A 26360-nucleotide genomic window follows, 5' to 3' on the forward strand; every position below is an offset into this window, starting at 1 on the left:
GGACACATCAATGACCATTAAATTGCTGTTAGCTGACGATCATGCGATGGTCCGCAAAGGGCTGCAAGTATTTTTGTCTACACAACCGGATTTATCGGTAGTAGGAGAGGCGACTAACGGCCAGGAGACCATCGAGAAGGTTCATGCGTGTGCACCCGATATGGTGCTGATGGATCTGAATATGCCCATCCTTGGCGGAATCGAAACGACTAAGCAGCTCAAGCTTTCCTACCCTGCTGTCAAGGTTGTCGTTCTGACTTCATTTTCGGATCAAGACCATGTACTTCCTGCTATTCGTGCGGGGGCCAAGGGATATTTGTTAAAGGACATTGAGCCGGATGAGCTTGTACGCGCGATCCGTCGTGTCAATGAAGGGTATGTAGAGCTGCACCCAGAGGCTGCTGTGCAGCTGGTGAACGTCCTGGCCTCTCAGGAATTGTCACCGGACCTTTCACGAGACAGTACACCCGCTACGGCAAAATCATCTCCTTATGAATTGACCAAGAGAGAGAAGGATGTGCTGCGATTAATTGCATGTGGGATGAGTAATAAAGGGATCAGCGAAGCTTTGTTCATTACCGAAAAAACAGTCAAAACGCACGTCAGCCATCTGCTTGACAAGCTTCAAGTAACCGACAGAACGCAAGCGGCCATTTATGCGATAAAACACGGCTTGGGCCTTTAGCGGGTACTATTCACCGAACTTCTAGTGAACACACAAAATCTCAGACAATCTCAGACTATAGTCGTATATCCGTTCAGCCCAAGGGCTGAGCGTTTTTGTGTGGGGTATTCATCCTTCCTACTGACGCTGGTCCGTGATGAATGCGGTAAACTAAGCATACGAACTTAAGGCATACCCGTTTACGAGGGACGATTTTGAATAAGGTACTGCCTTTGAGTAAAACGCATGAAAGGGGATTTTTATATGAAAATTAATGAATCAGGTATTATTTTATTCGTGGAAAATTACGAGGCTGCTTTAGAGTTCTATACGACGAAGCTTGGGCTAACAGTAAGGAGACAGACAACAAGTCTGACCATCTTCAACTTCGGGAACAGCTATTTAATGATAGAGGATCGGGGCGTAGCCTCTCCAGTTGAAAAGACAAGAGCTCAAAATCCAATCATCATAAGAATCGATGTTCAAGATTTTGATCAAACCGTTGAAGAATTGTTAAAACGTGAGGTGCCTGTAAAGGTGCGTAGACCGGAATGGGGAACGATAGGCATCATTATTGATCCTGAGGGAAATCGAATCGAGATTAAGGAAGGGTCAACTGGCTAACCCGAACCCTTGGAGAATGGAGCGTGGACAGATGATTACTCATTTTGCAGGCTTACAATTAAATACGGTCTCCAAGCTTGCGGTGAAACAGTATTATCAGGATCAACTGCAATTTCCGGTTGTATTCGAATCGGAAACTGCCATCACTTTTCAACCGACAGAACACTTTGCCTTTACATTCACAGAAGTTTTTGAGCCGGTAGCCCCAGCCCATATCGCATTTGAAGTGCCTTTTTCCGAATTTGAGGCGAGTGTTGCATTTGTCAGGAGTGCGGGAATTTCTCTATTAAGATGGCCTGATGGACATGAAGTCGATGAGTTTGAAACAGGTAAAAATATTTATTTCCGTGACGGGGACGGCAATTTATTAGAAATTATAACCCATTCCTACGTGAAGGAAGGCGTTCTGGCTTCCAATGGTCCTCTTAAAGTGATGTATCTCCGTGAAATTGGTTTTCCGGTCGAGGATGTCATTGGGTTTAGAGAATGGCTGAAAATCAATTTACAATTGAGAACGATTAAGGAACATGACAATTTTAACTTTGTTATTGGGGGTACCGCGCATACAATTGTGACTTCCACACAAAGGCGTTGGATTCCAATTGCGATGATGGCGCTCCCACCTCGTATGACCGTTAGACTGGGGGTATCGGATTCCAGCTTCATAGAACAGGTACGTGCATCGTTGATAGAGCAGGCTATCGTGATCCAACCGGATACAGATGATGATAATGAACTATGCTTTAACTTACATGGATACAGGTTGTGTTTGCTTTCTGCTGTTTATCCGAAGGAAGCCGCTGCTTTATTAAACTTGCCGTTACGTTAGAAAAGAAATAGCACCTTTATAAGATGAACAAAAGAAACACATAGCCTGAGCAGAGAAAGCGGACCCTTCTGGAGAAACGAAGAGTTCGCCTATGCAGACGGATTCTTACCCCTATAGGGCCAAGAATAGAAAGAATCTGGCTGCAACAGCGATTGGAAGAAGGATCCGCTTTCGCAGCGCCTCTTTGCCGGCATGATGTTTAGTTCATCTTATAAAGACTCCCTTCGAAACCTTTCACTTGAATGGTGCGTCTTAATGGTAACCAATCCATTCGAGAGGAAGATGCTGATGAGATCGCATTTTTTTAGAATGATAAAATTTATAAGTTTTAGCGAAGCTGGACAATTGGATCATTTCAAGAAAAGCTATCGCTTTAACACGAATGTATCATTACCGAATAGGATTCTTTTTAGGGCTGTGCTGCTATTGCTGCTGCTGTTGGGCTTATCGCTCAGTCATGAAGCAATGGCGGCGGACTTGGAGTCAACAGGTATGAAGCTTCCCCAGGCGCTCAGCCTGAAGGATGAGGCCACACCTGTTTACGATGCTATCAACGGTGTGAAGCTTTACGAAGCAGCCCCGCAAAAGGTGCAAGTGACAGGAGCAGAAAACGGATGGGATCAGAAGCTGCTGAGCACACATGATGAAGCCTGGTTTCAAATCCATTCGATTGACGGGGATCGTTGGGTGCATGTGCAGAGTCCTGAATGGGACGAAAGTGATTATCAGTATATAGCCCTTACGGGAAGTGAGCATCTGTATGATCAACGATTCGGAGGTGGTCGCAGCCTGGGAACCATTTCACCGCAGGTGGTGCGTTCCATTTACTCGGATCAAGGCTATTATCGTATACAAACCTGGCTTGGCTACAAGTGGATTCATCCTGAGCATCCTGTATTTGACGATGTAAATGCTGAAGGCAGCAATAGCTCGGGGTGGTCTGCCCAGTTAAGAACGATCACACCCTTGTTCCTTACACCCGATTTAGGCAGTGAGGTCGTAGGGTGGCTGCAGCCGCAGTGGGTACAAAGTAAAATAACCCTTTACAAGGAATGGTATTACATCGATACCTGGGAAGGAAAACGGTGGGTCCACACTAATATCGGGTATCCGAAGGATTTGCAAAAGGAAAACACTCGCGTAACGTTTAAAGCATCGGTGAATGTGTATGAGCATCCTGATAAAAGATCGCGGGTATTGGGCACACTGGCACCGCAGACAGTCGAAGTCTTCGAGCATGGTAGCGGATGGCATCATATTCATAGCAATTGGCTGGGTGATGTGTGGATATATCAGGTCGCTCCTGATATGGATCCGGATTTATATTCGCCACCTGCTGATATCGTAGCGAAGGTCATCCCTGTAGACTGGATGATAGTTGAATCTGCCATAGGCACCAGACGAAGCAATTATCCATTTGATTTGACGGCAATCGTTTCGAATGGCGAGTATATTGATCCTGAAGCTACCTTTACGGCTGAGCAACGGGCTACCATTCGTTTTAATGTTAAAAATGTAAGTTCAGATAAGCTCACAATGGACGCATCTACTACTTTTGAAATCGAGATTGTTCGTCTAAGCGAAAGCAATGATGACAAGAAGCCACAGCTCGTATGGTCCGGTAAGCTCAAGGCCCCAAAGGATCTATTTAACAGTGGATCAAGCGCAGGAGGTACCATCGATTGGGATCTGAAGGATGCGAATGGAAAGCAGGTGCCCTTTGGACTGTACAGTGTTCAAATTAAGCTGCCGATGACCATCAGTTATACAGAAAACGACACGAATACGAAACAGCTGCAAGAGGCGAATTCGGCGATACTTACCCACTTTCCGCTGCGTATTGGCGCACCCTAAGTTTACGATGCACGGTCATGATTCATATTGATTACCAATGATTAACCAGGGCTGCGCTTGGCCTCTTTGGCGATAACCCAAACTTTAAGCTCGTTCTGAATCAGCAGCATCGTTGTGATATTCACGGTGTAGTCCTTGTCCATAATGGAATGATACGTTTTTTGGGCAATCAGTGTCCGGTAGAGCTGCGGAGACTCGGCGATGCTGCTGATTTTTTGGCCTTTTACGATATTCAGGTCATTGCGGATACGACGTTCAAGCTCTTGCTCAGTCAATTTGTCGAAGGGCTGAGCATCACTTGATTCCACAATCACATCCAATCGATTAATGCGATTTTGTTGAGTTTTGCTGATCCGATACGAATTATTGTCTTGAATCAGCTGATCATTCTCTGCCCGCAGCTCACGATTCTCAATCAGCGTGGCATTCAGGTGGTGATGGTAAATGCTAACAAATACCGCACAGCCAATAATCGCTCCAGCTGCAAGGAGCCCGGCAGCCTGAAGCAGTCCGGCAAATTGTTCAAAAGGCGGCACCCTCAACTGCTGCTGCCTCCCTTGCAAATCCATTGAATCAGCGAGGTTCCGACCTGTGCTCCGATAAACGCGAATACAATATACAATATTTGCTTAATAGCCGGGGAAATATAGCCCTCGGTCAAATTGCTTTCAATGACGCGGATCGGGTCGATGGTTCCGCCGACGGCAGCGACTACCGCCCAAATTTTGATCTGCTCTGAAACCAGCAGCATTCTCGTTGTTGGAGGTTCCATGATAAGGACTGCCGCGATACCCCCGAGCATCGTTCCCCCGAGCACAACTCCGAACGCAATGAAGCAATCCATCGCACATTTGGTTAAAAAACTCGTCATCGTTCCTATCACCCTTTACCTTCATCTTTACAATCGCATTCGCTTATCCCTCTCCAAGCTTGTTCATCTATTGTAAATTGTATGGTACACGTGTTCGTATTATGATAAGATATTTATATATAGCTATTCGGACACAACTAGGGGGCGAGGCAAATGAGCGACTTTGTGCATCTGCATGTACATAGCGAATATAGCTTGCTGGACGGCGCGGCGCGTATCGACGATATGGTCGGGCAAGCGGCGGCCATTGGCATGCAATCACTTGCCTTGACTGATCATGGCGTCATGTATGGAGCGATTCCTTTTTATAAAGCGTGCAAGCGGCACGGCATTAAGCCGATTATTGGCTGCGAGATGTATTATACGGCTGGCTCCATTCGTGATAAAGGCACACGTAAGGAACAGCCGATCTATCATCTGATTTTGCTTGCCAAAAATCAGGTAGGCTATCAGAATCTGATGAAGCTGTGCTCCATTGGACATCTTCAGGGCCAACATTATAAACCGCGGATTGATGCGCAGCATTTGGCCCAATACTCAGAAGGGCTTATTTGTACAAGCTCCTGTCTGGGCGGTGAGGTATCCCAGCATCTGCTGCATGAGCGATATGAGCAAGCCACACAAGCGGCATTACGTTACCGGACGATATTTGGAGATGATTTCTTTCTGGAGCTGCAGGATCACGGTCTGCTGGAGCAAAAGAAAGTGAACCAGAGCATGTTGCGGCTGAGTGAGGAAACGGGAATTCCGTTAGTTGTGACCAACGATGTTCACTATGTGCGTGAGTCGGACCATGCGGTACAGGATATATTGCTCTGTATTGGCACTGGCAAAACGGTGGATGATCCGGATCGTTTGAAGTTTCAGTCGAGCCAGCTTTACTTGAAAACTGCGCAGGAGATGAATAGACTGTTTCCTCACGTGCCGCAGGCCATTGCCAATACGCGAATGATAGCGGAACGCTGTCAGCTGGAAATCGAATTCGGTCGTTCCATATTGCCGCGTTTCGAGCCCATTCCGGGTGATTCGACTGCAGGTGAATATCTTGCCGAATTGTGTAAGGAAGGTCTGAAAATGCGTTATGAGGATACGGATTCATGGCTGGATCCGAGCTACCGCAAGCAGGTTGAGGAGCGTCTTGTCTACGAGCTTTCGGTTATTGAACGAATGGGATTTTCCGATTATTTTCTCATTGTATGGGATTTTATTCGCTTTGCACATGAGCAAGGGATTGCCACAGGACCAGGCCGTGGCTCGTCTGCAGGTAGTCTGGTAGCCTATGTGCTGCGTATTACGGATGTTGATCCAATCCGCTACAAGCTGTTGTTTGAACGGTTTTTGAATCCGGAACGGATATCCATGCCGGATATCGATATCGATTTTAGTGATTTGCGGCGGGATGAAGTCATCGACTACGTCGTTACCAAATACGGTCCTGAGCATGTCGCCCAAATTATTACATTTGGAACCATGGCTGCTAAAGCTGCAGTTCGTGACGTTGGCCGTGTATTAAACTTGCCCTATAACGAAGTGGACCGAGCTGCCAAAATGATTCCGCATCAGCTCGGTATGACGCTGGCCGAGGCGGTTGAAGCCAATCCTGATTTGAAAGCATTAGCTGCCAGACAGCCTAAGACGGCAGAGCTGCTGGACATGGCTATGAAGGTTGAGGGGATGCCTCGTCATGCATCGACGCATGCTGCAGGTGTAGTGATCTCGCGAGAGCCGTTGACACAGTACGTGCCTCTGCAGGAAGGTAATGAGCAGACAGCATTAACGCAGTACTCCATGGAGCATCTGGAAGCCATCGGACTGTTAAAAATGGATTTTCTCGGACTGCGGACCCTATCGATCATCGAACGGGCACTGCTGTGGATTAAAGAGCAGACGGGAACTGAGCTCGATTTTCATAAGATTTCCTATGATGATCCTGCTACCTACGAAATGCTGGGACGTGGAGACACAACAGGTGTATTTCAAATGGAATCTCCAGGGGTTCGTAAGGTTCTTAAAGAACTGCGGCCTTCGGGTTTTGAGGATATTATTTCAGTGGTGGCACTGTACCGTCCGGGTCCAATGGAATTTATCCCGCGTTTTATTCAAGGCAAGCACGGGGAAATCGAAGTCGAATACCCTCATTTGGACCTGGAGCCAATCCTCCGTGATACGTACGGAATTATTGTGTATCAGGAGCAGATTATGCAAATTGCTTCCAATATGGCTGGCTTTAGTCTGGGCGAAGCCGATTTGCTGCGTCGTGCGGTGAGTAAGAAGAAGCGAGAGGTGCTCGACGAGGAACGCGCGCATTTTGTTAAAGGCAGCCATTCGCTGGGCTATAGTGCAGCTGAGGCTAACAAGGTCTACGATATGATCGTCCGCTTTGCCGATTATGGGTTTCCTCGCGCGCATGCAACTGCTTATGGAGTGTTGGCTTTTCAAACGGCGTATCTCAAGGCACATTACCCAGTTCAGTTTATGGCCTCGATGCTGACAGCCGTGATGGGCAATCACAATAAAGTAGCTGAATATGTCGATGAATGTCGTCGGATGGGCATCGCTGTACTGCCGCCTGATGTCAATGAAAGCGGGATCGTGTTTACACCGGCGAAGCTGCCACAGACAGGTGATCCAGATGAGCGTCAGATAGAGGGGCATCATACAACACTGGCTGCTGCGCAGCAAAACAGTGATGCAGCTTCAGCGCAGGAAGTGCAGCATCAAATAACTCGGATGGACATGTCATCAGCAGGAGAGGAATTGCTCAAGGAGTCTGTTGATCCAGGCAGCTTTAATGCAATTCGGTTCGGGCTTGCTGCGATTAAGAATGTCGGCACCCATGCGATTGAAACTATTATGCATGAGCGTAAAAGCGCTGAAGGTCCCTTTGAAAGCTTAATCGATCTGTGTCGTCGTGTAGATTTGCGTGTGTGTAATAAACGCGTATTGGAATCGCTTATTCAAGGAGGCGCTACGGGTTCTGTGCCGGGTCACCGCGCCCAGCAGCTTGCGATGCTGGAGGATACGATCAATGCTGCACTCAAATGGCGTAAGGAACGCGACGATCTTCAGCTGCATTTGTTCGGTTTTGTTGAGGATGTAAACTGGGAGGTTGAATATCCACAAATTGCACCTTATACGATGACTCAGCAGCTGGAGTTTGAAAAGGAGCTGCTGGGTCTTTATATCTCGGGCAGCCCGCTTGATGATTATGAGCAGGTGCTGCGGGAGTTGGAAATCGACCTGCTGCATCACCTGCCGGAAATGCCGGATCATAGTGAAGTCATAGTAGCGGGTCTAGTGCTGTCCAGCAAAACGATTGTGACCAAGAAAGGCGACCCTATGGCTTTTATGGAGCTGGAGGATCGGGTTTCCAAGGTCGAGGTGGTGCTGTTCCCTGAGGTCTGGAAGCAATACGCCCCGCTCGTTCAAAAGGGTAAGCCGGTGCTCATTAAAGCGAAGCTGCAGCAGGGGGATGAGGAAGTGAAGCTATTGGCGGCCCAGCTATTTGCTTTGAATGACCCCCATCTGTTAACGCAGGCAGCTCGTCGTCCTGCAATTCCTGAGAACAAGTTCAATAGCAGGTCATTCACCAAGTTAGGTAGCCATTCTGGTACAGGAAAAAGCGCGGGTGAACGAACGGCGACGCCTCCTGCTGCAACTCCAGCGGTGCGTGCCGGGCAACCGAATAAAGCAGTGAGCCCGTCACCGAGCCAAAGGGTTTATATTAAAATTTCCGCTGCTCATGAGCAGCAGCATATCTTATCCAATCTGAAGGAGCTTCTGCTGCAGCACCAGGGGACGTTATCGGTTGTTCTTTACTACGAAAGCAGTCAAAAGACTCTTAGCTTAAATAATCAATTTAACGTAAAGCCGTCGCAGAAGCTGATTCAGGATATTGAAAATGTATTGGGTAAGGGGACAGCGAAAATAAAATAGTAGCTTAGATCATAAAAAATCCGGGAGTTTGCCGGATTTTATTTTTTGTCTAAAAATAGCAGGTATTTACATAATTGTATGGAATACAACTTGTTATGGTTCTAAAGTACTGGTTCTTAGTTTTTAAATTGGATTGAGCTTTAAAATTTGGACGTGAGAGGAAGATTGTTTTGAAAATGAAAAGGTTATTTTGCTTGATGCTGTCCTTATTTTTGTTTCAGTGTTCCGCCTTTACCGCTTTCGCAGTGGATAATGTGCTGCAAAATCAAGCCGTCAATGGCGGTGTGATTAATCAAAATATCGTTTTCGTTGATTTGAAGACCGATCATTGGGCTTATGAGGCGATATCCGATTTGTCCAAAAAAGGGTACATCAATGGTTATGAAGATGAAACCTTTAAACCAGATAATTCGATTACCCGAGAGGAGTTTGCCAAACTCATAGCGACCACGTTTTATTTGGATATTCCTACACCGAAGTCACCTTCCTATTATGATGTTCAGGCTGACAAATGGTCGTATCCATACGTCGAAGCTGCGAAAGATTTTTTAACCGGATATTATCCTCCAGGAGGAAAAGCGTTTTTTAGTCCGGAAATTAAAGCGACTCGAGAAGATGTTGCGGTTGCATTAGTGAAAACGTTGGGGCTAACGACCAACGATTTGTCCAACAAAAATATATTGGAACGAAAATTTAAAGATGTGAGCAAGGTCTCCTACGGAATAAGGGATTATGTGGCGATAGCTACCGAAAGATCTTTGATCAGTGGTTATGAAGATGCTACATTTCGACCCGATAAGCCTATCACTCGCGCAGAAATCGCCACGCTTTTGTATAGAGCCATTAAAACATCGGCTAAAGATCAAGGTGATGGGCCGCTTCTAAAAGTAAGTGTTCCCGAAAAAACGACTAGCAGTACTGTCTATATCTCAGGAACAGTCAGCAACAATGCAAAGGTAACCATAAATGGCCAAGCGGTAACAACGATTATCGATGGTCAATTTAAAGAAGCTTTTAAACTGGATAAAGAAGGGAGCTATGAGCTAACTATTATTGCCACATTAACTAGCGGCAAAGCGGAAACGGTATTCAAGAAAATAACGTATGAGCTGGAAGGTCCTGATTTAAAGGTTGATGATATCCCGGAAATCACAAGTTCTCAGACCATATCGGTATCTGGAACGGTAACGGACAAGAACGATTCGTATCCAGTCGTATATTTAAATGATGAGAAGATCAGCGGCAGCAGTTACTTTTCAAAAAATAACATTGTGCTGAATGAGGGTGAGAATGTCCTTGTCTTTAAAGCCAAAAACCATATGGATAAGGTGACGACAGTGACCAAAAGGATCACCTTTACAGCGGGAGGTCCCATTCTAAAGGTAGATGAAATACCGGATACAACAAACTCACAGACGATATCGGTATCTGGAACGGTAACCGACAAAAACGATTCGTATCCGGTCGTTTATTTAAATGATGAGAAGATCAGCGGTAGCAGTCACTTTTCGAAAAATAACATCGTGCTGACTGAGGGAGAGAACATCCTGGTCTTTAAAGCTAAAAACAGTGCGGATAAAGTGACGACAGTGACCAAAAGGATCACTTTTACGTCGGGTGGGCCGATTCTAAAGGTAGATGAAATACCGGACACAACAAATTCACAGACGATATCGGTATCTGGCACCGTGACGGACAAGAACGATTCGTATCCAGTTGTGTATTTAAATGATGAGAAGATCAGCGGCAGCAGTTATTTTTCAAAAAATAACATCGTGCTGACTGAAGGTGAGAACATTCTGGTTTTTAAAGCCAAAAACAATTTGGATAAAGTGACCACTGTAACAAAGAGGATCACTTTTACAGCGGGAGGCCCGATTCTAAAGGTAGATCAACTTCCTGAAAAGACCTCTTCGCCCAAGATTTCAGTATCTGGAACGGTAACGGACAAGAACGATTCGTATCCAGTTGTGTATTTAAATGATGAGAGGATCGGCGGCAGCAGTTATTTTTCAAAGAATGATATTCCCTTGAAGTCAGGTGAGAATACGTTCGTATTTAAAGCTGTAAATAATCTTGGAAAGAGCTCTACAGTTACAAAAAGCGTTTATTATCAAAAGTAATTAGAGACTGGCAGGCATGAATTCTGTTACGGATAGTCTGGTTTGTTGTAACTGTTACTCTCAAACGAGCTGTCAAAGCAGAAAGATTGCCTGCTTGTCGTTTCTTCCAAGTTAATTTCTTGCGATAAAAAGATAAGGTATGCTATCATTAGTGCATTATGTTCGGGAGGTCTTGTTCATGTGGACCGTTATTTATATAGCGCCAACTGCTAAAATTGCAGATCGAATTAAGGAAAAGCTGACGGAAGAAGGCTTTCTTGTTCAAGTACGGGCGATTAACATGACTAAGAATCAATTTGAAATTGTGGTTCCGGAAGGTGAAGTGGAAGAGGTACAGGATGTACTTAACTCCATTTTGCACAGACATTAACATCGGTTTGATGGACTGCATTTGAACAACAACAGCAAGTGAGGTGTAGCCGTGCAATTTAAAGACTTTTTTCAAAAAAAGAAGTATGCAACCATTCCAGGTGCAAATAGAACTACAGTGCCGCGGGTCGATGAGAACGGAGAAAGCATTCCTGACGACAAGCCGAAAAGGGAAATTCCCGAAGGCTTGATGAATAAATGTCCGAAATGTGCGACGATTCAATTTTCCAAGGAGTTGGAGAAGAATCTCAAGGTGTGCAGCACCTGTGGATACCATTTCAAATTAAGCGCAGTCGAACGAATTCAGATGGTAATGGATGATGGCCGTTTTTTTGAGTATGACAGTGAAATGATTTCCGAGGACCCGCTTGAATTCCCGGATTATGTGAACAAATATCGTAAAGCAGTAGACACGACAGGCATGAATGATGCGGTTATTACTGGCGAAGGCACGATAGGAGGTTTTCCTGTTGTTGCTGCCGTGATGAGCTTTGATTTTATGGGTGGATCGCTGGGTTCTGTAGTCGGGGAAAAAGTAACATCCGCTATTGAGCTTGCCATTCAGAAGAAATACCCTATTATTATCTTCTCAACCTCCGGTGGCGCGAGGATGCAGGAGAGTATCCTCAGTCTTATGCAGATGGCCAAAACAAGTGCTGCCCTGGCACAATTGAATGAGCAGGGAGGCTTGTTTATTTCCGTCATTACAGATCCTACCTTCGGGGGGGTATCTGCTAGCTATGCCATGTTAGGCGATTACATTATTGCAGAGCCAGGAGCAGCCTTCGGGTTTACCGGACGCCGTGTTATTGAACAGACGATTCGTCAAAAGCTGCCCGACAATTTCCAAACTGCTGAATTCAACTTAAGCCACGGTCAAGTGGATATGGTAGTAGTACGCAAGGATATGAAAAGTACGTTGATCCGCTTGCTGGATTTGCACGTCGTAAAGGGGGATTTGTAGTATGGCAGGTGAATTACCCTTTGAACAGCCATTGCTCGAGCTGAAAGCTAAGATTGAGGAATTGCGTAATTTCGGGTCTGAAAAGCAAATGGATTTTTCTGATGAAATTGCCCGCTTGGAGAATCGTTACGAGCAATTGGCGACCGATTTGTACAGCAGCATGACCACATCCCAAAAAATGCAGCTGGCCCGTCATCCGCAACGTCCGACAACACTTGATTATATTCAGCTCATTTTTACCGACTTTATGGAGCTGCATGGCGACCGGCTATATGGCGATGATTTGGCCATTGTCGGAGGATTGGCCAGGTTGAATGGCATTCCCGTTACTGTGATCGGGCATCAGAAGGGCAAGGATACGAAAGATAATATTGCCCGTCACTTCGGAATGCCGCATCCAGACGGTTTGCGTAAAGGCTTGCGTTTGATGCAGCAGGCAAACAAATTCAAACGGCCTATCATTACCTTTATTGATACACCAGGAGCTTTTCCAGGCAGTGCTGCCGAGGAACGCGGACAAGGCGAAGCTATCGCTAGAAACCTGATGGAGATGGCTTCTTTTGGTGTGCCGATCCTGTGTGTGGTCATTGGTGAAGGCGGTAGTGGCGGTGCGTTGGCTCTTGGTGTTGGCAATCGCGTGCTGATGCTTGAGAATGCGATTTATTCCGTCAGCACGCCGGAAGCGGCTTCCTCGATTTTGTACAAGGATGCTACAAGATCAGGTGAAGCGGCTGAGGCGATGAAAATAACCGCTGATCATATTTTGAAATTAGGGGTTATTGATGAAATCATCCCTGAGCCGCGCGGTGGGGCCCACCGTGATCTGGCGTCTCTGGCAGAAGTGATTAAAGAAACCTTAATAAATAATTTGCAGGAATTGGCTGTTCTTTCAGAGAAAGAGCTAGTAGAAGACCGTTATAAGAAATTCAGGAAAATCGGAAGGTTTACTTACACTCAGGAGGGTAATCACAATCATGCGTAAAACGAAAATAGTATGTACCATCGGACCGGTAAGTGAGTCATTGGAAATGTTCAAAAAGTTAATCAACGGCGGAATGAACGTTTGCCGTTTAAATTTCTCGCACGGCGATTTTGAAGAGCACGGAAACCGCATCAAGAACGTTCGCCAGGCCGCTGCGGAGCTGAATAAGACCGTTGCTATCCTATTGGATACCAAGGGCCCTGAAATTCGTACAGGCAAGCTGAAGGACGATCAGAAGGTCGAGCTTGTACAGGATCAATTCATCACGCTAACCACTGAGGAGATCATTGGTGATGCTAATCGTGTGCACATCACTTACGCCGATCTGCCAAGAGATGTTAGAGTCGGTGCAACTATTTTGATCGATGACGGTTTGATCGGTTTAGAGGTTGTAGACAAAACATTTACAGAAATTAAATGCCGCATTGTCAATGGTGGGTTATTGGGCGGTAAAAAAGGCGTTAACGTGCCAGGCGTTAAAATCAATCTTCCGGGAATTACGGAAAAAGACGCTAACGACATCATTTTTGGTATCGAGCAAGGCGTAGATTTTATTGCAGCTTCATTTGTACGTAAAGCTAGTGACGTTATCGAAATTCGCGAAATTCTGGAGCGTCACAACGCTACACATATTCAAATTATATCCAAAATCGAAAACCAGGAGGGTGTTGATAACCTGGATGAGATTTTGGAGGTTTCCGATGGCTTGATGGTTGCTCGTGGCGACCTTGGTGTAGAAATCCCAGCCGAAGATGTGCCGATCGTACAAAAAGCGATGATCAAAAAATGTAATCAAGCTGGTAAACCGGTTATTACCGCAACGATGATGCTGGACTCCATGCAGCGTAATCCGCGTCCAACCCGTGCGGAAGCAAGCGACGTGGCCAATGCGATTTTTGACGGTACGGATGCTGTGATGCTGTCCGGTGAAACAGCGGCAGGGAAATACCCGCTTGAGTCTGTTATGATGATGGCTCGTATTGCTGAACGTGCAGAAAGTGCTTTGGAGCACCGTGAAATCTTTATTCGCCAAAGCAATGCACAGCAAAAAACAGTAACTGAAGCCATCTCCCAAGCGGTAGCGAATTCGGCTCTGGATCTGGAAGCGAAGGCGATATTGACCTCAACTGAGAGTGGCTATACTGCTCGTATGGTGTCCAAATACCGTCCGAAAGCACCGATCATTGCTGTAACTCCAATTGACCACGTACTGCGCCGCTTATCGCTGGTGTGGGGCGTTATCCCAGTCAAGGGAGAGCATTGTGAAACGACGGACGAGCTGTTCAGCCGTGCGGTTGACAGCAGCTTGGATGCCGGACTGGTTAGTCTTGGCGACCTTGTTGTCATTACGGCTGGCGTGCCGGTTGGCCGCTCTGGAACGACGAACCTGATCAAGGTTCACCAAATTGGTGATATGATCGCCAAAGGTCAGGGTATCGGTACTCAAATTGCAACAGGTAAAGTAGTTGCAGCCAAAAGCGCTGAAGAAGCAAATGCCAAGGCGGTTGATGGCTGCATATTAGTTACAGTGACAACCGATAAGGATTATATGCCTGCGATCGAAAAAGCTTCAGCGATTATTACAGAGACGGGTGGCATTACCTCTCATGCAGCAGTGGTTGGTATCTCGTTGAGCAAAACCGTGGTTGTTGGGGTTGAGCGCGCCTTGGAGCTTATTAAAGACGGCACGGAAGTGTCTATTTATCCCGAGGTTGGTGTGATTTACTCCGGAAGCGCACGCGTTCTTTAATTATCAGGTACTCAGTATGGTTTCAAAAGAGTGAAGTCGATAAGGTGTCGGTTTCACTCTTTTTTTTGCGACTACATAAGCAGTGGGAACGTATTCAAAGGAATGATTGCGGCTGAGAAGTGCAAGCTAAAGCGAGAATATGGATGATAAGAGTAAGGGGGTATGAATGAAACTATGGAATTATCCACATGGTTTGCATATACTTTAAGAGTACGTTATCAGGAAACGGATCAGATGGGTGTCGTTTATCATACGAACTATGTCAATTGGTTTGAAATCGGACGAACTGAGCTTATTCGCTCTTTGGGGATGACGTACAAATCAATAGAAGAAACAGGCTTATTGCTGCCCTTGATTGATCTGCAAATGCAGTTTAAGCAGCCTGCGAAGTATGATGATCTGATTACGATACGAACCCAGATATCGGACTACACGAACATTCGACTGCAATTTAATTCGGAGATCCGCCGCGGAGAAGAATTACTGGTCAGTGGGAGTACCAAGCACGTATGGGTCAATCAAGCATGGAAACCGACACGAATTGACAGGGCATTACCCGAGTTATATGCTTTGATACATAACCAACGATGACAGTTTACAAATAATTAACATAAATCGCATCTTCTGTTGACATTGTCGAGCTACCATGAAAATAGCAGAAAAAGAGCAGAAATAGCGGAAAGCTATCCATTCTTATTCTGAAACTGGTCGAATTCTATGGAGGTTACGCAACATTATGAGAGAGATCGCGGCGCCTAGAGAAAGAGAAGCATCATCCAATTATATTAACCGTGATTTAAGCTGGCTTGAGTTTAACTGGCGTGTATTGCAAGAAGCTCAGGATGCGGAAACACCTTTATTGGAAAGAGCTAAGTTTTTGGCTATCGTGGCATCCAATTTGGATGAGTTTATGAGTGTTCGGGTTGCGGGCATTAAAGACCAGATTAAAGCTGGGTACATAAAAAAGGACTTCACCGGTTACACGCCAGCGGGCTTGTTCAAACGTATTATGAAGCGGTCATCCAAGATGGTAGCCGAGCAATATAAATCGTACCGTGATGTCTCCAGGCAATTAGCGAAGGAAGGTATTATGTTTACGGATTATGAGGACTTAAATATAAGTCAGCGTAAGGCGATGGATATTTATTTTCATGATATTGTGTTTCCCGTACTGACACCCATGGCCGTGGACCAGAGCCGACCGTTTCCGTTGGTGCATACACAAGCTGTTTATTTGGCTGTTGTGCTGATGAAGGAAGGGGATGATCCAGAGGATGAGCCGTATTTTGCAATCGTACAGGTTCCCTCCAATCTGGCCCGTTGCATCGAGGTACCCGCCAGATCTAATAGCAAGAAGCATGAATTTGTGCTGCTTGAGGATTTGATTGAACAGCATATTAAAACTTTATTTTCGGGTTATACACCGATTGGGGTGCATGGCTTCCGTTTGACACGAAATGCCGATTTAACGTTGAATGAAGAAGGCGCAGAGGATTTGCTGGAAGAGATCGAGAAGGAGCTGCGGCGTCGGCGATGGGGCGCTCCTGTAAGGCTTGAGGTGCAAAAGGGTATCCATGCTTACGCGCTGACTCAATTGATGGAGGAATTCGAGGTAACCGATAACTTTATTGAGATTGATGGTCCATTGGATCTAAGCTTTCTGATGAAGCTTGCCTTTTCCTTGAAGGGCTACGAGAATCTTAAATATAAACCGATTGAGCCGGTATACCCGTCAGAGCTGCTGGAAGTTGAGGATATATTCGGGAAGCTGAAGCAGCAGGATGTACTGCTGTATCATCCGTATGAGTCCTTTGATGCTGTGACCGATTTTGTTGTACAGGCTGCGTATGACGCAGATGTGCTGGCTATCAAAATGACATTGTACCGGGTCAGCGGCAATTCTCCTTTGATCCAGGCATTAGCAAGAGCGGCTGAATCGGGCAAGCAGGTGACAGTAGTCGTTGAGCTTAAAGCTCGCTTTGATGAAGAGCGTAATATCGCATGGGCAAGAAAGCTGGAGCAGTCTGGATGCCATGTGGTTTATGGACTGGTCGGCTTAAAAACGCATGCCAAGATTACCCTAGTCGTCCGTCAGGAGCCAGAGGGCTTGCGCCGATATGTTCATGTCGGTACAGGAAATTACAACGACAGCACGGCTAAGCTTTATACGGATATTGGTTTGTTTACTTCGGACCCCATCATTGGCGAGGATGCTTCGGCTCTTTTTAATGAGGTTACCGGCTATTCGGCACCGCATAACTGGAAAGCATTTGGCGTGGCGCCTACCGTCATGAAAAATAGGCTTTTTGAGAAAATTCGTCGTGAAGCCCAGCATGCGGCAGAAGGTAGGCCAGCCCGTATTATAGCTAAGCTGAATTCACTTTCCAATCAGGAAATGATCGATGAATTATATGAGGCCTCCAAAGCTGGTGTGAAAATCGAGCTTATTGTCCGTGGCGTGTGTTGCCTGAGGCCGGGTGTCGAGGGCTTGAGTGAAAATATTAGTGTGATTAGCATCGTGGATCGTTTTCTGGAGCATTCGCGCATTATTTACTTTGAAAACGGCGGAGAGAACGAGATGTACCTGTCCAGCGCGGATTGGATGACAAGAAATTTGACGAAACGAATTGAACTGACCTGTCCGGTATTCGATCAGGATTTACGCAAGATCCTGATGCGAATACTGGAGCTGAGCTTGGGTGATAACGTTAAGGCTCGAATGCTGCAGTCCAATGGCATGTATGCAAGAGTTGTCAATGAGGCGCCCCCGCTAAGAAGCCAGTTTGAAGCTATGAAAATTAAAGTCTGGAAAAAGAAATCTCATTTCTAATGAACGGTTTGAAATGAGAATTTCAGGTTCCAAATTTTATGGAAATCTTTTTGTACATTATCGACCTCTCTGTATTCGACAGAGGGGTTATATTGGGTTTCAGCAAGAATATGAAGATGTTGCCCCACTACGGCTGCCGAAATTGAAGCAATCGCTTGTGTTTCGGATGCATCCAAAGCGATCGCGATTTGCAGCAAAGTGCCCAGCTTGGTAATGATATCCACATCTGTTTCATGCAAAACATCTTTATATTGCTGATAGGTTTGATGAACCTTGCCTTTGGTCTTGTAAGAAGCGATACCTGCGCATATAAGAATTTCCCGGTGACTCAACCCATTAAGTGGGGAATGGGCAATCATATAAAAGGAATGCTTGGCGAATTGGTAATAATTCATCGACACGCCAATACGGTGCAGCAGAGCCGCTGTATGCAGGCATATTCGCATTCTGTTGTCATATTGATGAATTCCTTGAAGTGCATCGTACAATAAGACAGCATGGCCCGCAACCTGCTTCAGATGCTCGATTGGGGCACTTGCGTGCAGTCCAAGCAAATTTGCTGTGCTTTGTTCCAAAATGCTTGGCGCCGATTGCTGTGAAACAGGTAAATATTTTCCTTGAAAAAGTCCATCTCGAAGACCTGCGCCGCTGATAACATAATGACTGCACTTGGCCGCTTGAAATATCGTATCCAAAATAAGCATACCCGGAATAATAATATCAACACGGTCTTTGGAGAGCCCGTCTACTTTTTTCCGTTTGTCTGTTGACATGGACGGTAGCCACTTCACTAATTGTTCCATTTCGGCAGCGTCCATTTTATAATTATGTGTGCGTGACAAGGTATATTTTCGTTTCTTTTGGCTAATTTTACTAAGACTGCGAATTGTACCGCCCATGCCGACCAAGGGAAGCTGAGGGTTCTGCTCAATCCATGGCTCTTCCGCAATCGCACCAAGCACCATATGCCGAATGTTTTTTAACTGATCATCGTTAAAGGAGCCATCTGTAGAAAATTTACGTGCTGTATTGACGGCACCAAAAGGGAAGGATACGCTTTGTTCCAGCTTGCGGTTTCTGAAGATACTGACCTCGGTACTGCCGCCACCGATATCGACTAATATGCCATCCTCAATATCGAGAGAACTGCTCATCCCGAGAAAGCCGATTACCGCTTCATCTTCTCCAGACAATAGCTCAATCTCCGTACCGCTTTCTTGCAGCAGTTGGCTAATAATTTCTTGAGAATTAGCCGCATTGCGAATAGCCGCTGTAGCTGCTGCTCGAACCTCAGTGACTTGATTAGTCATACAGATCTGTTTGAATTGAATTAATATCGCAACGATATCCCGGATATCTGGGGCATGCAGTATTTGATCAGAGCCTATTCTTGAACTTAAGCGGGCAGACTGCTTGAACTCGCCGATAACCCGGTGAGCATGAAGGTCGTTGATTTCGTAAATGGCAAGGCGAATCGAGTTGGAACCGATGTCGATGATGCCGATTCTGCGATTGTTTCCCATGATGAGCCCCCATGACATTTTAGTATTGCAAACAAGTTTATTTTACCATCGTTTGCTCTCAGCGCAAGCTTTTATGAATAATGGATGGGATGAATACAAGGTATTATCGTCTTTTACTCTTAGGGTATTACTCAGCTTCGCTTTCCCTCAATGTTTTCTCATTATCGGCTTTAATCGCTCTACGTTCGCGATCATGTAGGTGTTTTTCAATTCTCACTAATCTTCGAGAAATGGTTTCCATTCTGAAAATAAAGTAAATGGGAACACCTAAGAACACTATTAAAAAGAGGATAAGATTAGGCCAAACTATCACTGAATTCACGGCAAGCACCTTCCTTTATATGGAATTACTATAGATTATCACAAAGGGTCGGCAAAATAAAACGGATTTAGCTTCTGTTACACAACAACTTCGACACTGAGAATTAAGCTGCCACATAAACATAGAAATGCCCTCATTCCCGAAGGATTGAGGGCACTATATGGTAAATTGTCAGATTAGAAGCGGTTCCCTGAAAGCTGCTGTTCGGCAATTTGAACCAATCGTCGAACCATATGACCGCCGATCGCTCCGGTGTCACGAGTAGCCATATATCCATAATACCCGTCTGCTGGAATTTGAATTCCCAACTCCTGTGCGACCTCATACTTTAGTTGCTCTAATGCCTGTGCTGCTTGCTGCACAACTAACTGATTACTGCTCCTCGACTGACCTGCTGCCATCATAAGCCCTCCTTCAAATTTTAACTAAAACTAGTTTCCCCCATCATTTCCCTGATTATTCATACCTATCAGACATGGTAAAATCGTAACAGGGTGATGCTAATGTTTATCGCGCCAATGCTATTAACTTCACGCGAGCAACCATTTTCTGATCAAGCATATGTATTTGAACCAAAAATATCTCCATAAATCTTAATGTACATATTAAAAAAATCAATCCTAATCCTTTTGTATTATGCATTTAAGTGTGAATTTTATTTGTACATAAATAATATACTGTACGAAAATATCCGCAGTAAGCATCTATTTTGTACATTTTGATTCAAATAAATGAATTTTCTGTCGGTAAAGTAATTACTATCGTTACACAAAGCCAAATAGTAATGTCGTGTCATGTCGAATTACGACTATGCTTGCAACATCAATGATGACTAAATATCCATAACTTTAAAATTATCGTCGCTTTCTGGCGTGAGTGCACAATCCTAAATTTACTTTAATACGATTAATATTTATATTAGTGGTTGGTAAGGGGCTAAGTGAATGAAGTATCGCGAGACAGATGAGTTTCTCATCAAGAAGTTGCGCAAATACATAGAAGGGTATGTTTATGATGCCGATCTATCCAGTAGTGAGTGTTTGAAAGTGATTGTGGAGATAGTACGTTCCTATCCGAACAGCGGGAAGGAATAGTTATACCGCAGTATCTGCTCCTTGTTTTATTAGGCTAGGAAATTTTGCATTGTAATTTAAAGTTTTAACGGACCCATTTCTGCAAATCTATCGGCAATTCATATGTCTTAAATGTGTGTATCATTTGCTTTCTTTGCCCCTTATTTTCGTTACCATTACTTTCCCCTTTTTGTGTTCACTTTATGAAGCTAATTGGAAACTATAGTTGAGGAACTGCAATAGTGCAGCTCCTCTTTTTTTGTTGAAGTAATAGGCAGGTTACTTAAAAGAGGTCTTTTGAGACTCTATTAATAGAACTAAATTTGGTATACAATAAATGGATATTAAGAGAACATATGAAAAGAGGGGCTATATGCACTTATCTCGAGTTAAATTAAAGAATTATCGTAATTTCGTGGATTCAGAGTTTAATTTTAATAAAAAATCACTGATTATTGGTGCAAATGATGTAGGTAAAACAAATCTATTAGACAGTATAAGATTGTTATTAGATAAATCATTATCCGAAAATGACCTAGAACCAACATTAGAAGATTTCTGTGCTCTTAATGACTGCACGACATTTGAGATTCTCTTACAATTCTCGGATATTACAGAAGATTGTGTGAAAGCTAAATTTCCAGGTTATATCAGTGATCAGAACGAACTTTTCATAAAATATACAGGTTTTAAAGAGGGTAAGCGCTATGAACTCGCGGCCGGTCGTTCAGAGGATGAGTTAGAGGAAATAAAGGGAAGGTTTTATCTAAAGGTATTAAATCTCAGGTATGTACCAGCTAATCGTCAAATTGATAACTTTTTAAAAAACCAAAAAAATAAACTGCTTGAGAAACTAAAAAGTAATCGTACTGATCAACAAGTCAGTGAAGATGAATCTCAATTGTCTAATTTATTATCTTTATTAACTGATGTTCAAGTTTTATTAGATAAACTGTCTTTTGTAGAAAAAGGTGGAGCTCTACTTAATAAAGAGCTTGATAATTTAGCAGAACATCACACCTCCCAAGAAATCAAATTAGGTATTGATATCCCTAAATCAAATGATTTGTTCCGTAAAGTCCAACTGTTATCCTACGTAAATGACCATGCTATTCAACTTGGTGGGGATGGTAGGAAAAATCAAGCTTTTCTTGCACTCTGGGCAGCATTAAATGAAATTGAAAATAGTGATGGTGAGCCTGAAGAAGTTTCAATATTTTGCATAGAGGAACCAGAAGCCCACCTTCATCCGCATCAGCAAAGAAGACTATCTGAATATTTAATAAATAATCTAAAGACACAAGTTATACTAACTAGCCATTCTCCATTCATTGCTTCAGAGTTTCAATCTGAGTCTATCGTTCGGTTATTTACTAGTAAAGAAGACAAATCAACGAAGGCAGCAAAAAAAGGAGCATCCGAACAGATAAAAGAAAAAATAGATGGTCTTGAATTCAGATTAAATGTATTATCTTCTGAAGTATATTTTAGTGACTGTGTATTTTTAGTAGAAGGCTCCTCTGAGGTAATATTCTACAAATCCTTAGCAATAGCCTTAGGAATTGAGCTTGATAGACTGAATATTAGTATCCTTTCTGTTGAAGGGGTTGGGTTTCATAAATACATCGAGCTATTTGATAATCTGGGAATACCTTGGGTAATTAGAACGGATAATGATTATCAATTAGTTTCGGCGAAAATACAAGGTAATTATTATCGACTTTCTGGTTTGCAACGAGCTATTAGCGTTTTAAAATTAAAGCAGAGTTTACAGCCAGCTTTAGTCGAACCAGCGTATTTCAAATTTATTATAGAAAATGAAGAAGATTTGACACACCTTACTGACAAAAACGAACAATATAGAAAAGATATGTATGAAAAATATTATGAAGATCTTAAACAGAATGGCATATATATTGCTAAACTTGGACTGGAAGAGGATTTATTTAATACAACTGAATCGGTTCGTAATAGTCTCCGACAATATTACAAATATTCCGTAGACGAATATACTGATGAAGAAGTAATAAAAAAGATGAAAGATAAAAAATCCACAAATATGTTTCACTTCGTGAAATTGTATTTTGATTGTCTTCCTGATATTAATGGTTTCGAATTAGCGCAACCTCTAATCCACTGCAAAAACATAACAGAGGAGCTAAGACGTGTTTAATCCCACCCCTCAACAAGTTGAAATATTGAAATCTAATACAAATAGTGTGATAGTTGCAGGCCCAGGAAGTGGAAAGACAACCACCTTAGCTAATAAAATCAACCAAGTGTTAAAGGATTTACGTTGGTATCAAGGGGTTATTGCTATATCCTATACCAATAAAGCCAGCGATGAATTAAAACGTAAAACTTTGCTTATAACCGATGATGTGAAAAACTCTTCATTTAGTACTATTGACTCCTTTTGTATATCAAATATACTTCTTCCGTTCGGCAAGCATTTTTTTGGAGTTCCAAATCAAAAAATTACAGTAGATAAAAGCCGATTTGATTCAGAAACTGTTCAAGAGATTCATTACTTTTTAGGACAGTTAGTTGATAAATATACAAAAAATTCTCTTAATGAATTGGAAAGCAAAGCAATATACCCCATTGAAGAAATCAGGAAACGTGACCTTGAATTAATATCAAAGCATTATCAAAAGGGATATTTTGATTTAAGGCTACTTGGGCATATCTCATACTTGATTTATATTAGCTCTAGGTCATGTCGGCAATATTTTCAATCACGTTATACAAATGTTTTTATTGACGAATTTCAGGATTCCGGACTGGAACAATATCTCTTATTTATTCGTCTGGCAGAAACCGGTCTAATTAGTTGGGCTATTGGTGATGTGAATCAGTCAATATTTGGCTTTGCTCAAAAGAGCTCCGACTACCTTTTATACTTAATGCAGAATCCTAACTTTGTTAATTTTCCTATGACTGTAAATCATAGGTGTCATCCATCAATTGATTTTTATGGACAAAAGCTATTGAATTTTAACGTAGATTATTCGGGGGAGAACCGGGTATTTGAAGTATGTGATAATGGAAATGAAATTTCTTTAGGAAATTGGTTAAATACTGAACTAAATTACATCAAAGGGCTCTTTGATGTGTCCCATAATTGTGAGATAGGTGTATTGGCTAAGTCAGAGAGAACATTAGAGTTATTCTCGCAAGAATTAAACGCACCTTATAAGCTACATCTAAAGACACCAATTGATAACGACCAAACTTTATGGGGGGGACTTTTCCGAGACTTAATAAAGTTCTCTTTCAATGACATTTCAATTTTTGATATTATTGATAACTACCTGGACAGAGAATTGCCTCAATTTCAAATAAAAGCAGCACATTTAAAACAGCTTATAATTAAATTGAAGAAAATGATAGCATGTTATAATGTTTCTGAAAAATCTTTACTGGATGATATTTGTGAGATCTTTACCGAGGTTGCATTATTACTATATCCTGAATCAAAAAATGCTGAGTCAGTAAAAAATGTAAGAAAAGTATTTGAGGTTGATCGATATCTAAATACTTTCTCACAAACTGATAAGAGTCAACTACAACTAATGACTCTTCATAAATCTAAAGGACTTGAATTTGATGTTGTAATTCACTTAGACTTATATCAGTTCATAATTCCCGGGTACGATTGGATAGTAAAGCAAATTCAAAAAGAGTTTCACGAATCGAGGAACCTTCACTATGTTGGAGTTACACGTGCAAGAAAAGCATTATTCTTAGCAACGAGTAGTAATAGATTTATAGCACGTACAGAGATATTTGATACTGCAAAACCTTCAGAGTTTCTTGGAGCAAATGGTATAGATAAGTACCGATTAAATTGGAATGAGTACAAACTAACGAAGATGTAAGTTTTGGTTAATGTTTCAGCTAGCCGAAGAACAAGCAACATTACTTAATAAATAGGGATCGCCGGCTGCCGCGCAGTCAGTAGGTCCCTATTGGGGCTAAAGAAATGAAAGTATGGGATATTATCGACAAAAGAGTATCCTTAAATTGTATTATTATTAGTATATAATGGAAATGGATTGTTTGGATTTGTGTTAATATCTTGAGCGAATAAGCGAAGGGTAAATAGAATCAAAAAGGTTCAGGTGATATACAGGTGGAGGAAATGAACGAAGATAAAGAAATTTCGGGAAAATCGTCTAAAGATAAATTTGATAAGAGTGAGTCTTCACTAAGAAGTGCTTTACTTGATGTATATAATTATAAGTGCTTTTACACTGGAATGCCCGTTGATTTTGATGATTTGAATGTCGATCATATAATTCCTGAGTCATTAAACAATAAAAAAAAGGATCTCAAAGACTATCTTTCTAAAGTTGGTTTAGATGAAGATTTTAATTTGAATAGCTTGTATAATTTGGTGCCGGCAAAAATGAGAATTAATAGAGATAAAAGTGATGATTTGTTTGAAGAAGATTACGCCAAGTATCTTCTTAACAGAGCAAAACTAAACGCAGAAAAGGTTTTGGAAAAATATAAGAATTTTAAAAGCAAAAAAATAACTACTAAAACACTAGAAGCGATAAGATCCGGAATACACGAAAAAGGGGTTGGCAATGCAGAAGAATATTATAATTTTCTGGCAAATGAAAATCAGCCGTTTCCAGAAATAGATAGGAAAGTTGAAAATAATAAGTATTTTAAAAGTAAACCTACTGTAAGCTTGGAGGCAACCCTACCTATGTACCCCCGCCTAGAAGGCAGTTGTTCATTGAGATTCCGGAGCCTAAAAGTAAGAAATTGTATGGTGAATTTGGGCCATAAGGAAATTGTAGAAGTTCTTTTTGAAGGCTTAGGAACTCCATTTGAATTGGAATTGCGGGGATTCATAGATGCAACAATACAACATGAGGAAGAGAAGGTTTTCTTTATTCAATTAAGTAACAGTACCTTCCCATTAAATCAAACCGAAGTTAAGGATCTATGTGATATTATTGATGATTTTTCAGGAATTTATCTAAATGAACGCAGAAAACTCGACAATATTTTGGGTACAAATCGTTTTAGAAAGACAGAAAAGAACAATTATAAACTTATTCAAATTAAAAGAGAGACTTGGCAAATGCTAATAAATTTTGCTAATCGACACGATTATGAAGCTGGGACTACTAAATGGCATATGTTTGAACCTAATAATTTATTATTAAAAATAATAACTCATAACACTTCACGTTACGAAGCAGGATTACATGCCATGTTGCAGCCAGAACAAGTTGATAGCACCTTAGCTGGAATGTTGAAACCAGATGATAAGATTTGGATAACGTGGGGCCCGATGGGTCTGTCAAATCTTTTGTGTAAACTCATTTAAAAGACTTCTCCCCCAGGGGAGAAAAATTTTCATCGCAGATGCTGGCCGATGCGATCTGGATAGAAAACAGATAGCTGGAGCAGCATTTGCCCCCAGTTTTGGACGCGGCCTGTCCACTTTCGAGTGACATCCATGGTGGCCAAATAGAGCATTTTTAAGAGAGCTTCATCCGATGGGAAGATGCTTTTTCCTTTGGTCACCTTTCGAAGCTGACGATGGTAGCTTTCAATAATGTTGGTCGTGTAAATGAGTTTGCGAATCTCTGGCGGATACTTAAAAAAGGTAGCCAGCTCGTC

The 26360-nt window shown here is 42.9% G+C and carries 21 protein-coding genes; 16 read left to right on the top strand and 5 right to left on the bottom strand.

The annotated features are described in order from the left end of the window. Positions 1-10: 10 nt before the first annotated feature. From BM210_RS28335 to BM210_RS28350, 4 genes are all read left to right on the top strand, one after another. Positions 11-685: a response regulator gene (locus BM210_RS28335; RefSeq protein WP_091175746.1), complete on the top strand. Its 675-nt coding sequence runs from the start codon at positions 11-13 to the stop codon at positions 683-685. A 243-nt stretch (positions 686-928) separates the two neighbouring features. Further along, entirely contained in the window at positions 929-1288 is a 360-nt protein-coding gene (locus BM210_RS28340) for a VOC family protein (RefSeq protein WP_177238048.1), read from the top strand. Positions 1289-1319: 31 nt separating this feature from the next. Further along, a complete protein-coding gene (locus BM210_RS28345) occupies positions 1320-2117 on the top strand; it encodes a VOC family protein (RefSeq protein WP_091175749.1) in 798 nt (265 codons plus the stop codon). A 288-nt stretch (positions 2118-2405) separates the two neighbouring features. After that, positions 2406-3971 (top strand): hypothetical protein, encoded by a 1566-nt coding sequence (locus BM210_RS28350; RefSeq protein WP_091175751.1) that lies wholly within the window; start codon positions 2406-2408, stop codon positions 3969-3971. A gap of 41 nt (positions 3972-4012) precedes the next feature. Here BM210_RS28350 and BM210_RS28355 read toward each other — a convergent pair whose 3' ends face one another. Then, a complete protein-coding gene (locus BM210_RS28355; protein WP_091175753.1) occupies positions 4013-4513 on the bottom strand; it encodes a sporulation membrane protein YtrI in 501 nt (166 codons plus the stop codon). Continuing rightward, the gene (locus BM210_RS28360; RefSeq protein WP_091175754.1) at positions 4510-4842 is read right to left on the bottom strand and encodes a YtrH family sporulation protein; all 333 of its coding nucleotides are present in this window, start codon (positions 4840-4842) and stop codon (positions 4510-4512) included. Before BM210_RS28360 ends, BM210_RS28355 begins: the two co-directional genes overlap by 4 nt. A 153-nt stretch (positions 4843-4995) precedes the next feature. On the opposite strand from BM210_RS28360, the gene BM210_RS28365 reads away from it, so the two are divergent. The 8 genes from BM210_RS28365 to ppk1 all read left to right on the top strand — a co-directional run bounded on the left by BM210_RS28365 (position 4996) and on the right by ppk1 (position 17796). Further along, complete coding sequence (locus BM210_RS28365; RefSeq protein WP_091175756.1) at positions 4996-8778, top strand: DNA polymerase III subunit alpha; 3783 nt, start codon at positions 4996-4998, stop codon at positions 8776-8778. A gap of 176 nt (positions 8779-8954) precedes the next feature. Then, complete coding sequence (locus BM210_RS28370) at positions 8955-10901, top strand: S-layer homology domain-containing protein (RefSeq protein ID WP_256224113.1); 1947 nt, start codon at positions 8955-8957, stop codon at positions 10899-10901. Between the two features lie 178 nt (positions 10902-11079). Continuing rightward, positions 11080-11271: a glutamate decarboxylase gene (locus BM210_RS28375; RefSeq protein WP_076233175.1), complete on the top strand. Its 192-nt coding sequence runs from the start codon at positions 11080-11082 to the stop codon at positions 11269-11271. 51 nt (positions 11272-11322) lie between these two features. Beyond that, a complete protein-coding gene (gene accD, locus BM210_RS28380; RefSeq protein ID WP_091175757.1) occupies positions 11323-12234 on the top strand; it encodes an acetyl-CoA carboxylase, carboxyltransferase subunit beta in 912 nt (303 codons plus the stop codon). Between the two features lies 1 nt (position 12235). After that, on the top strand, positions 12236-13216 hold the full coding sequence (gene accA / locus BM210_RS28385; protein WP_091175759.1) for an acetyl-CoA carboxylase carboxyl transferase subunit alpha: 981 nt from the start codon (positions 12236-12238) through the stop codon (positions 13214-13216). Beyond that, entirely contained in the window at positions 13209-14966 is a 1758-nt protein-coding gene (gene pyk / locus BM210_RS28390; protein ID WP_091175760.1) for a pyruvate kinase, read from the top strand. The genes accA and pyk overlap by 8 nt, the downstream gene beginning before the upstream one ends. A gap of 174 nt (positions 14967-15140) precedes the next feature. After that, entirely contained in the window at positions 15141-15557 is a 417-nt protein-coding gene (locus tag BM210_RS28395) for an acyl-CoA thioesterase (protein ID WP_256224110.1), read from the top strand. 145 nt (positions 15558-15702) lie between these two features. After that, on the top strand, positions 15703-17796 hold the full coding sequence (gene ppk1 / locus BM210_RS28400) for a polyphosphate kinase 1 (protein ID WP_091175764.1): 2094 nt from the start codon (positions 15703-15705) through the stop codon (positions 17794-17796). Here ppk1 and BM210_RS28405 read toward each other — a convergent pair. Together BM210_RS28405 and BM210_RS28415 are read right to left on the bottom strand one after the other, a co-directional pair. Beyond that, entirely contained in the window at positions 17793-19319 is a 1527-nt protein-coding gene (locus tag BM210_RS28405) for a Ppx/GppA phosphatase family protein (RefSeq protein ID WP_091175765.1), read from the bottom strand. The genes ppk1 and BM210_RS28405 overlap by 4 nt on opposite strands. Positions 19320-19817: 498 nt before the next feature. Next, the gene (locus tag BM210_RS28415; RefSeq protein WP_091175768.1) at positions 19818-20042 is read right to left on the bottom strand and encodes an alpha/beta-type small acid-soluble spore protein; all 225 of its coding nucleotides are present in this window, start codon (positions 20040-20042) and stop codon (positions 19818-19820) included. Positions 20043-20585: 543 nt separating this feature from the next. Between BM210_RS28415 and BM210_RS35065 the strand changes: the two genes are divergently transcribed. From BM210_RS35065 to BM210_RS28430, 4 genes are all read left to right on the top strand, one after another. Continuing rightward, a complete protein-coding gene (locus BM210_RS35065) occupies positions 20586-20735 on the top strand; it encodes a hypothetical protein (RefSeq protein ID WP_177238050.1) in 150 nt (49 codons plus the stop codon). A gap of 352 nt (positions 20736-21087) precedes the next feature. Further along, complete coding sequence (locus BM210_RS28420; RefSeq protein ID WP_177238051.1) at positions 21088-22887, top strand: ATP-dependent nuclease; 1800 nt, start codon at positions 21088-21090, stop codon at positions 22885-22887. After that, complete coding sequence (locus BM210_RS28425) at positions 22880-24595, top strand: UvrD-helicase domain-containing protein (RefSeq protein ID WP_091175772.1); 1716 nt, start codon at positions 22880-22882, stop codon at positions 24593-24595. The genes BM210_RS28420 and BM210_RS28425 overlap by 8 nt, the downstream gene beginning before the upstream one ends. 263 nt (positions 24596-24858) lie before the next feature. Continuing rightward, on the top strand, positions 24859-26064 hold the full coding sequence (locus tag BM210_RS28430; RefSeq protein ID WP_091175773.1) for an HNH endonuclease: 1206 nt from the start codon (positions 24859-24861) through the stop codon (positions 26062-26064). A 29-nt stretch (positions 26065-26093) separates the two neighbouring features. On the opposite strand, the gene BM210_RS28435 is transcribed toward BM210_RS28430, so the two are convergent. Next, the coding region (locus BM210_RS28435) for a transposase (protein ID WP_143101115.1) at positions 26094-26360 on the bottom strand (267 nt) is incomplete at its 5' end.

The organism is Paenibacillus sp. 1_12 (assembly GCF_900114475.1).
Lineage (GTDB): Bacteria > Bacillota > Bacilli > Paenibacillales > NBRC-103111 > Paenibacillus_S.

Coding starts and splice junctions, on each gene's coding strand:
- BM210_RS28335 (WP_091175746.1), top strand. CDS start 11: ATGACCATTAAATTGCTGTTAGCTGACGATCATGCGATGGTCCGCAAA.
- BM210_RS28340 (WP_177238048.1), top strand. CDS start 929: ATGAAAATTAATGAATCAGGTATTATTTTATTCGTGGAAAATTACGAG.
- BM210_RS28345 (WP_091175749.1), top strand. CDS start 1,320: ATGATTACTCATTTTGCAGGCTTACAATTAAATACGGTCTCCAAGCTT.
- BM210_RS28350 (WP_091175751.1), top strand. CDS start 2,406: ATGAGATCGCATTTTTTTAGAATGATAAAATTTATAAGTTTTAGCGAA.
- BM210_RS28360 (WP_091175754.1), bottom strand. CDS start 4,842: ATGACGAGTTTTTTAACCAAATGTGCGATGGATTGCTTCATTGCGTTC.
- BM210_RS28365 (WP_091175756.1), top strand. CDS start 4,996: ATGAGCGACTTTGTGCATCTGCATGTACATAGCGAATATAGCTTGCTG.
- BM210_RS28370 (WP_256224113.1), top strand. CDS start 8,955: ATGAAAAGGTTATTTTGCTTGATGCTGTCCTTATTTTTGTTTCAGTGT.
- BM210_RS28375 (WP_076233175.1), top strand. CDS start 11,080: ATGTGGACCGTTATTTATATAGCGCCAACTGCTAAAATTGCAGATCGA.
- accA (WP_091175759.1), top strand. CDS start 12,236: ATGGCAGGTGAATTACCCTTTGAACAGCCATTGCTCGAGCTGAAAGCT.
- pyk (WP_091175760.1), top strand. CDS start 13,209: ATGCGTAAAACGAAAATAGTATGTACCATCGGACCGGTAAGTGAGTCA.
- BM210_RS28395 (WP_256224110.1), top strand. CDS start 15,141: ATGGAATTATCCACATGGTTTGCATATACTTTAAGAGTACGTTATCAG.
- ppk1 (WP_091175764.1), top strand. CDS start 15,703: ATGAGAGAGATCGCGGCGCCTAGAGAAAGAGAAGCATCATCCAATTAT.
- BM210_RS28405 (WP_091175765.1), bottom strand. CDS start 19,319: ATGGGAAACAATCGCAGAATCGGCATCATCGACATCGGTTCCAACTCG.
- BM210_RS28415 (WP_091175768.1), bottom strand. CDS start 20,042: ATGGCAGCAGGTCAGTCGAGGAGCAGTAATCAGTTAGTTGTGCAGCAA.
- BM210_RS35065 (WP_177238050.1), top strand. CDS start 20,586: ATGAAGTATCGCGAGACAGATGAGTTTCTCATCAAGAAGTTGCGCAAA.
- BM210_RS28420 (WP_177238051.1), top strand. CDS start 21,088: ATGCACTTATCTCGAGTTAAATTAAAGAATTATCGTAATTTCGTGGAT.
- BM210_RS28430 (WP_091175773.1), top strand. CDS start 24,859: ATGAACGAAGATAAAGAAATTTCGGGAAAATCGTCTAAAGATAAATTT.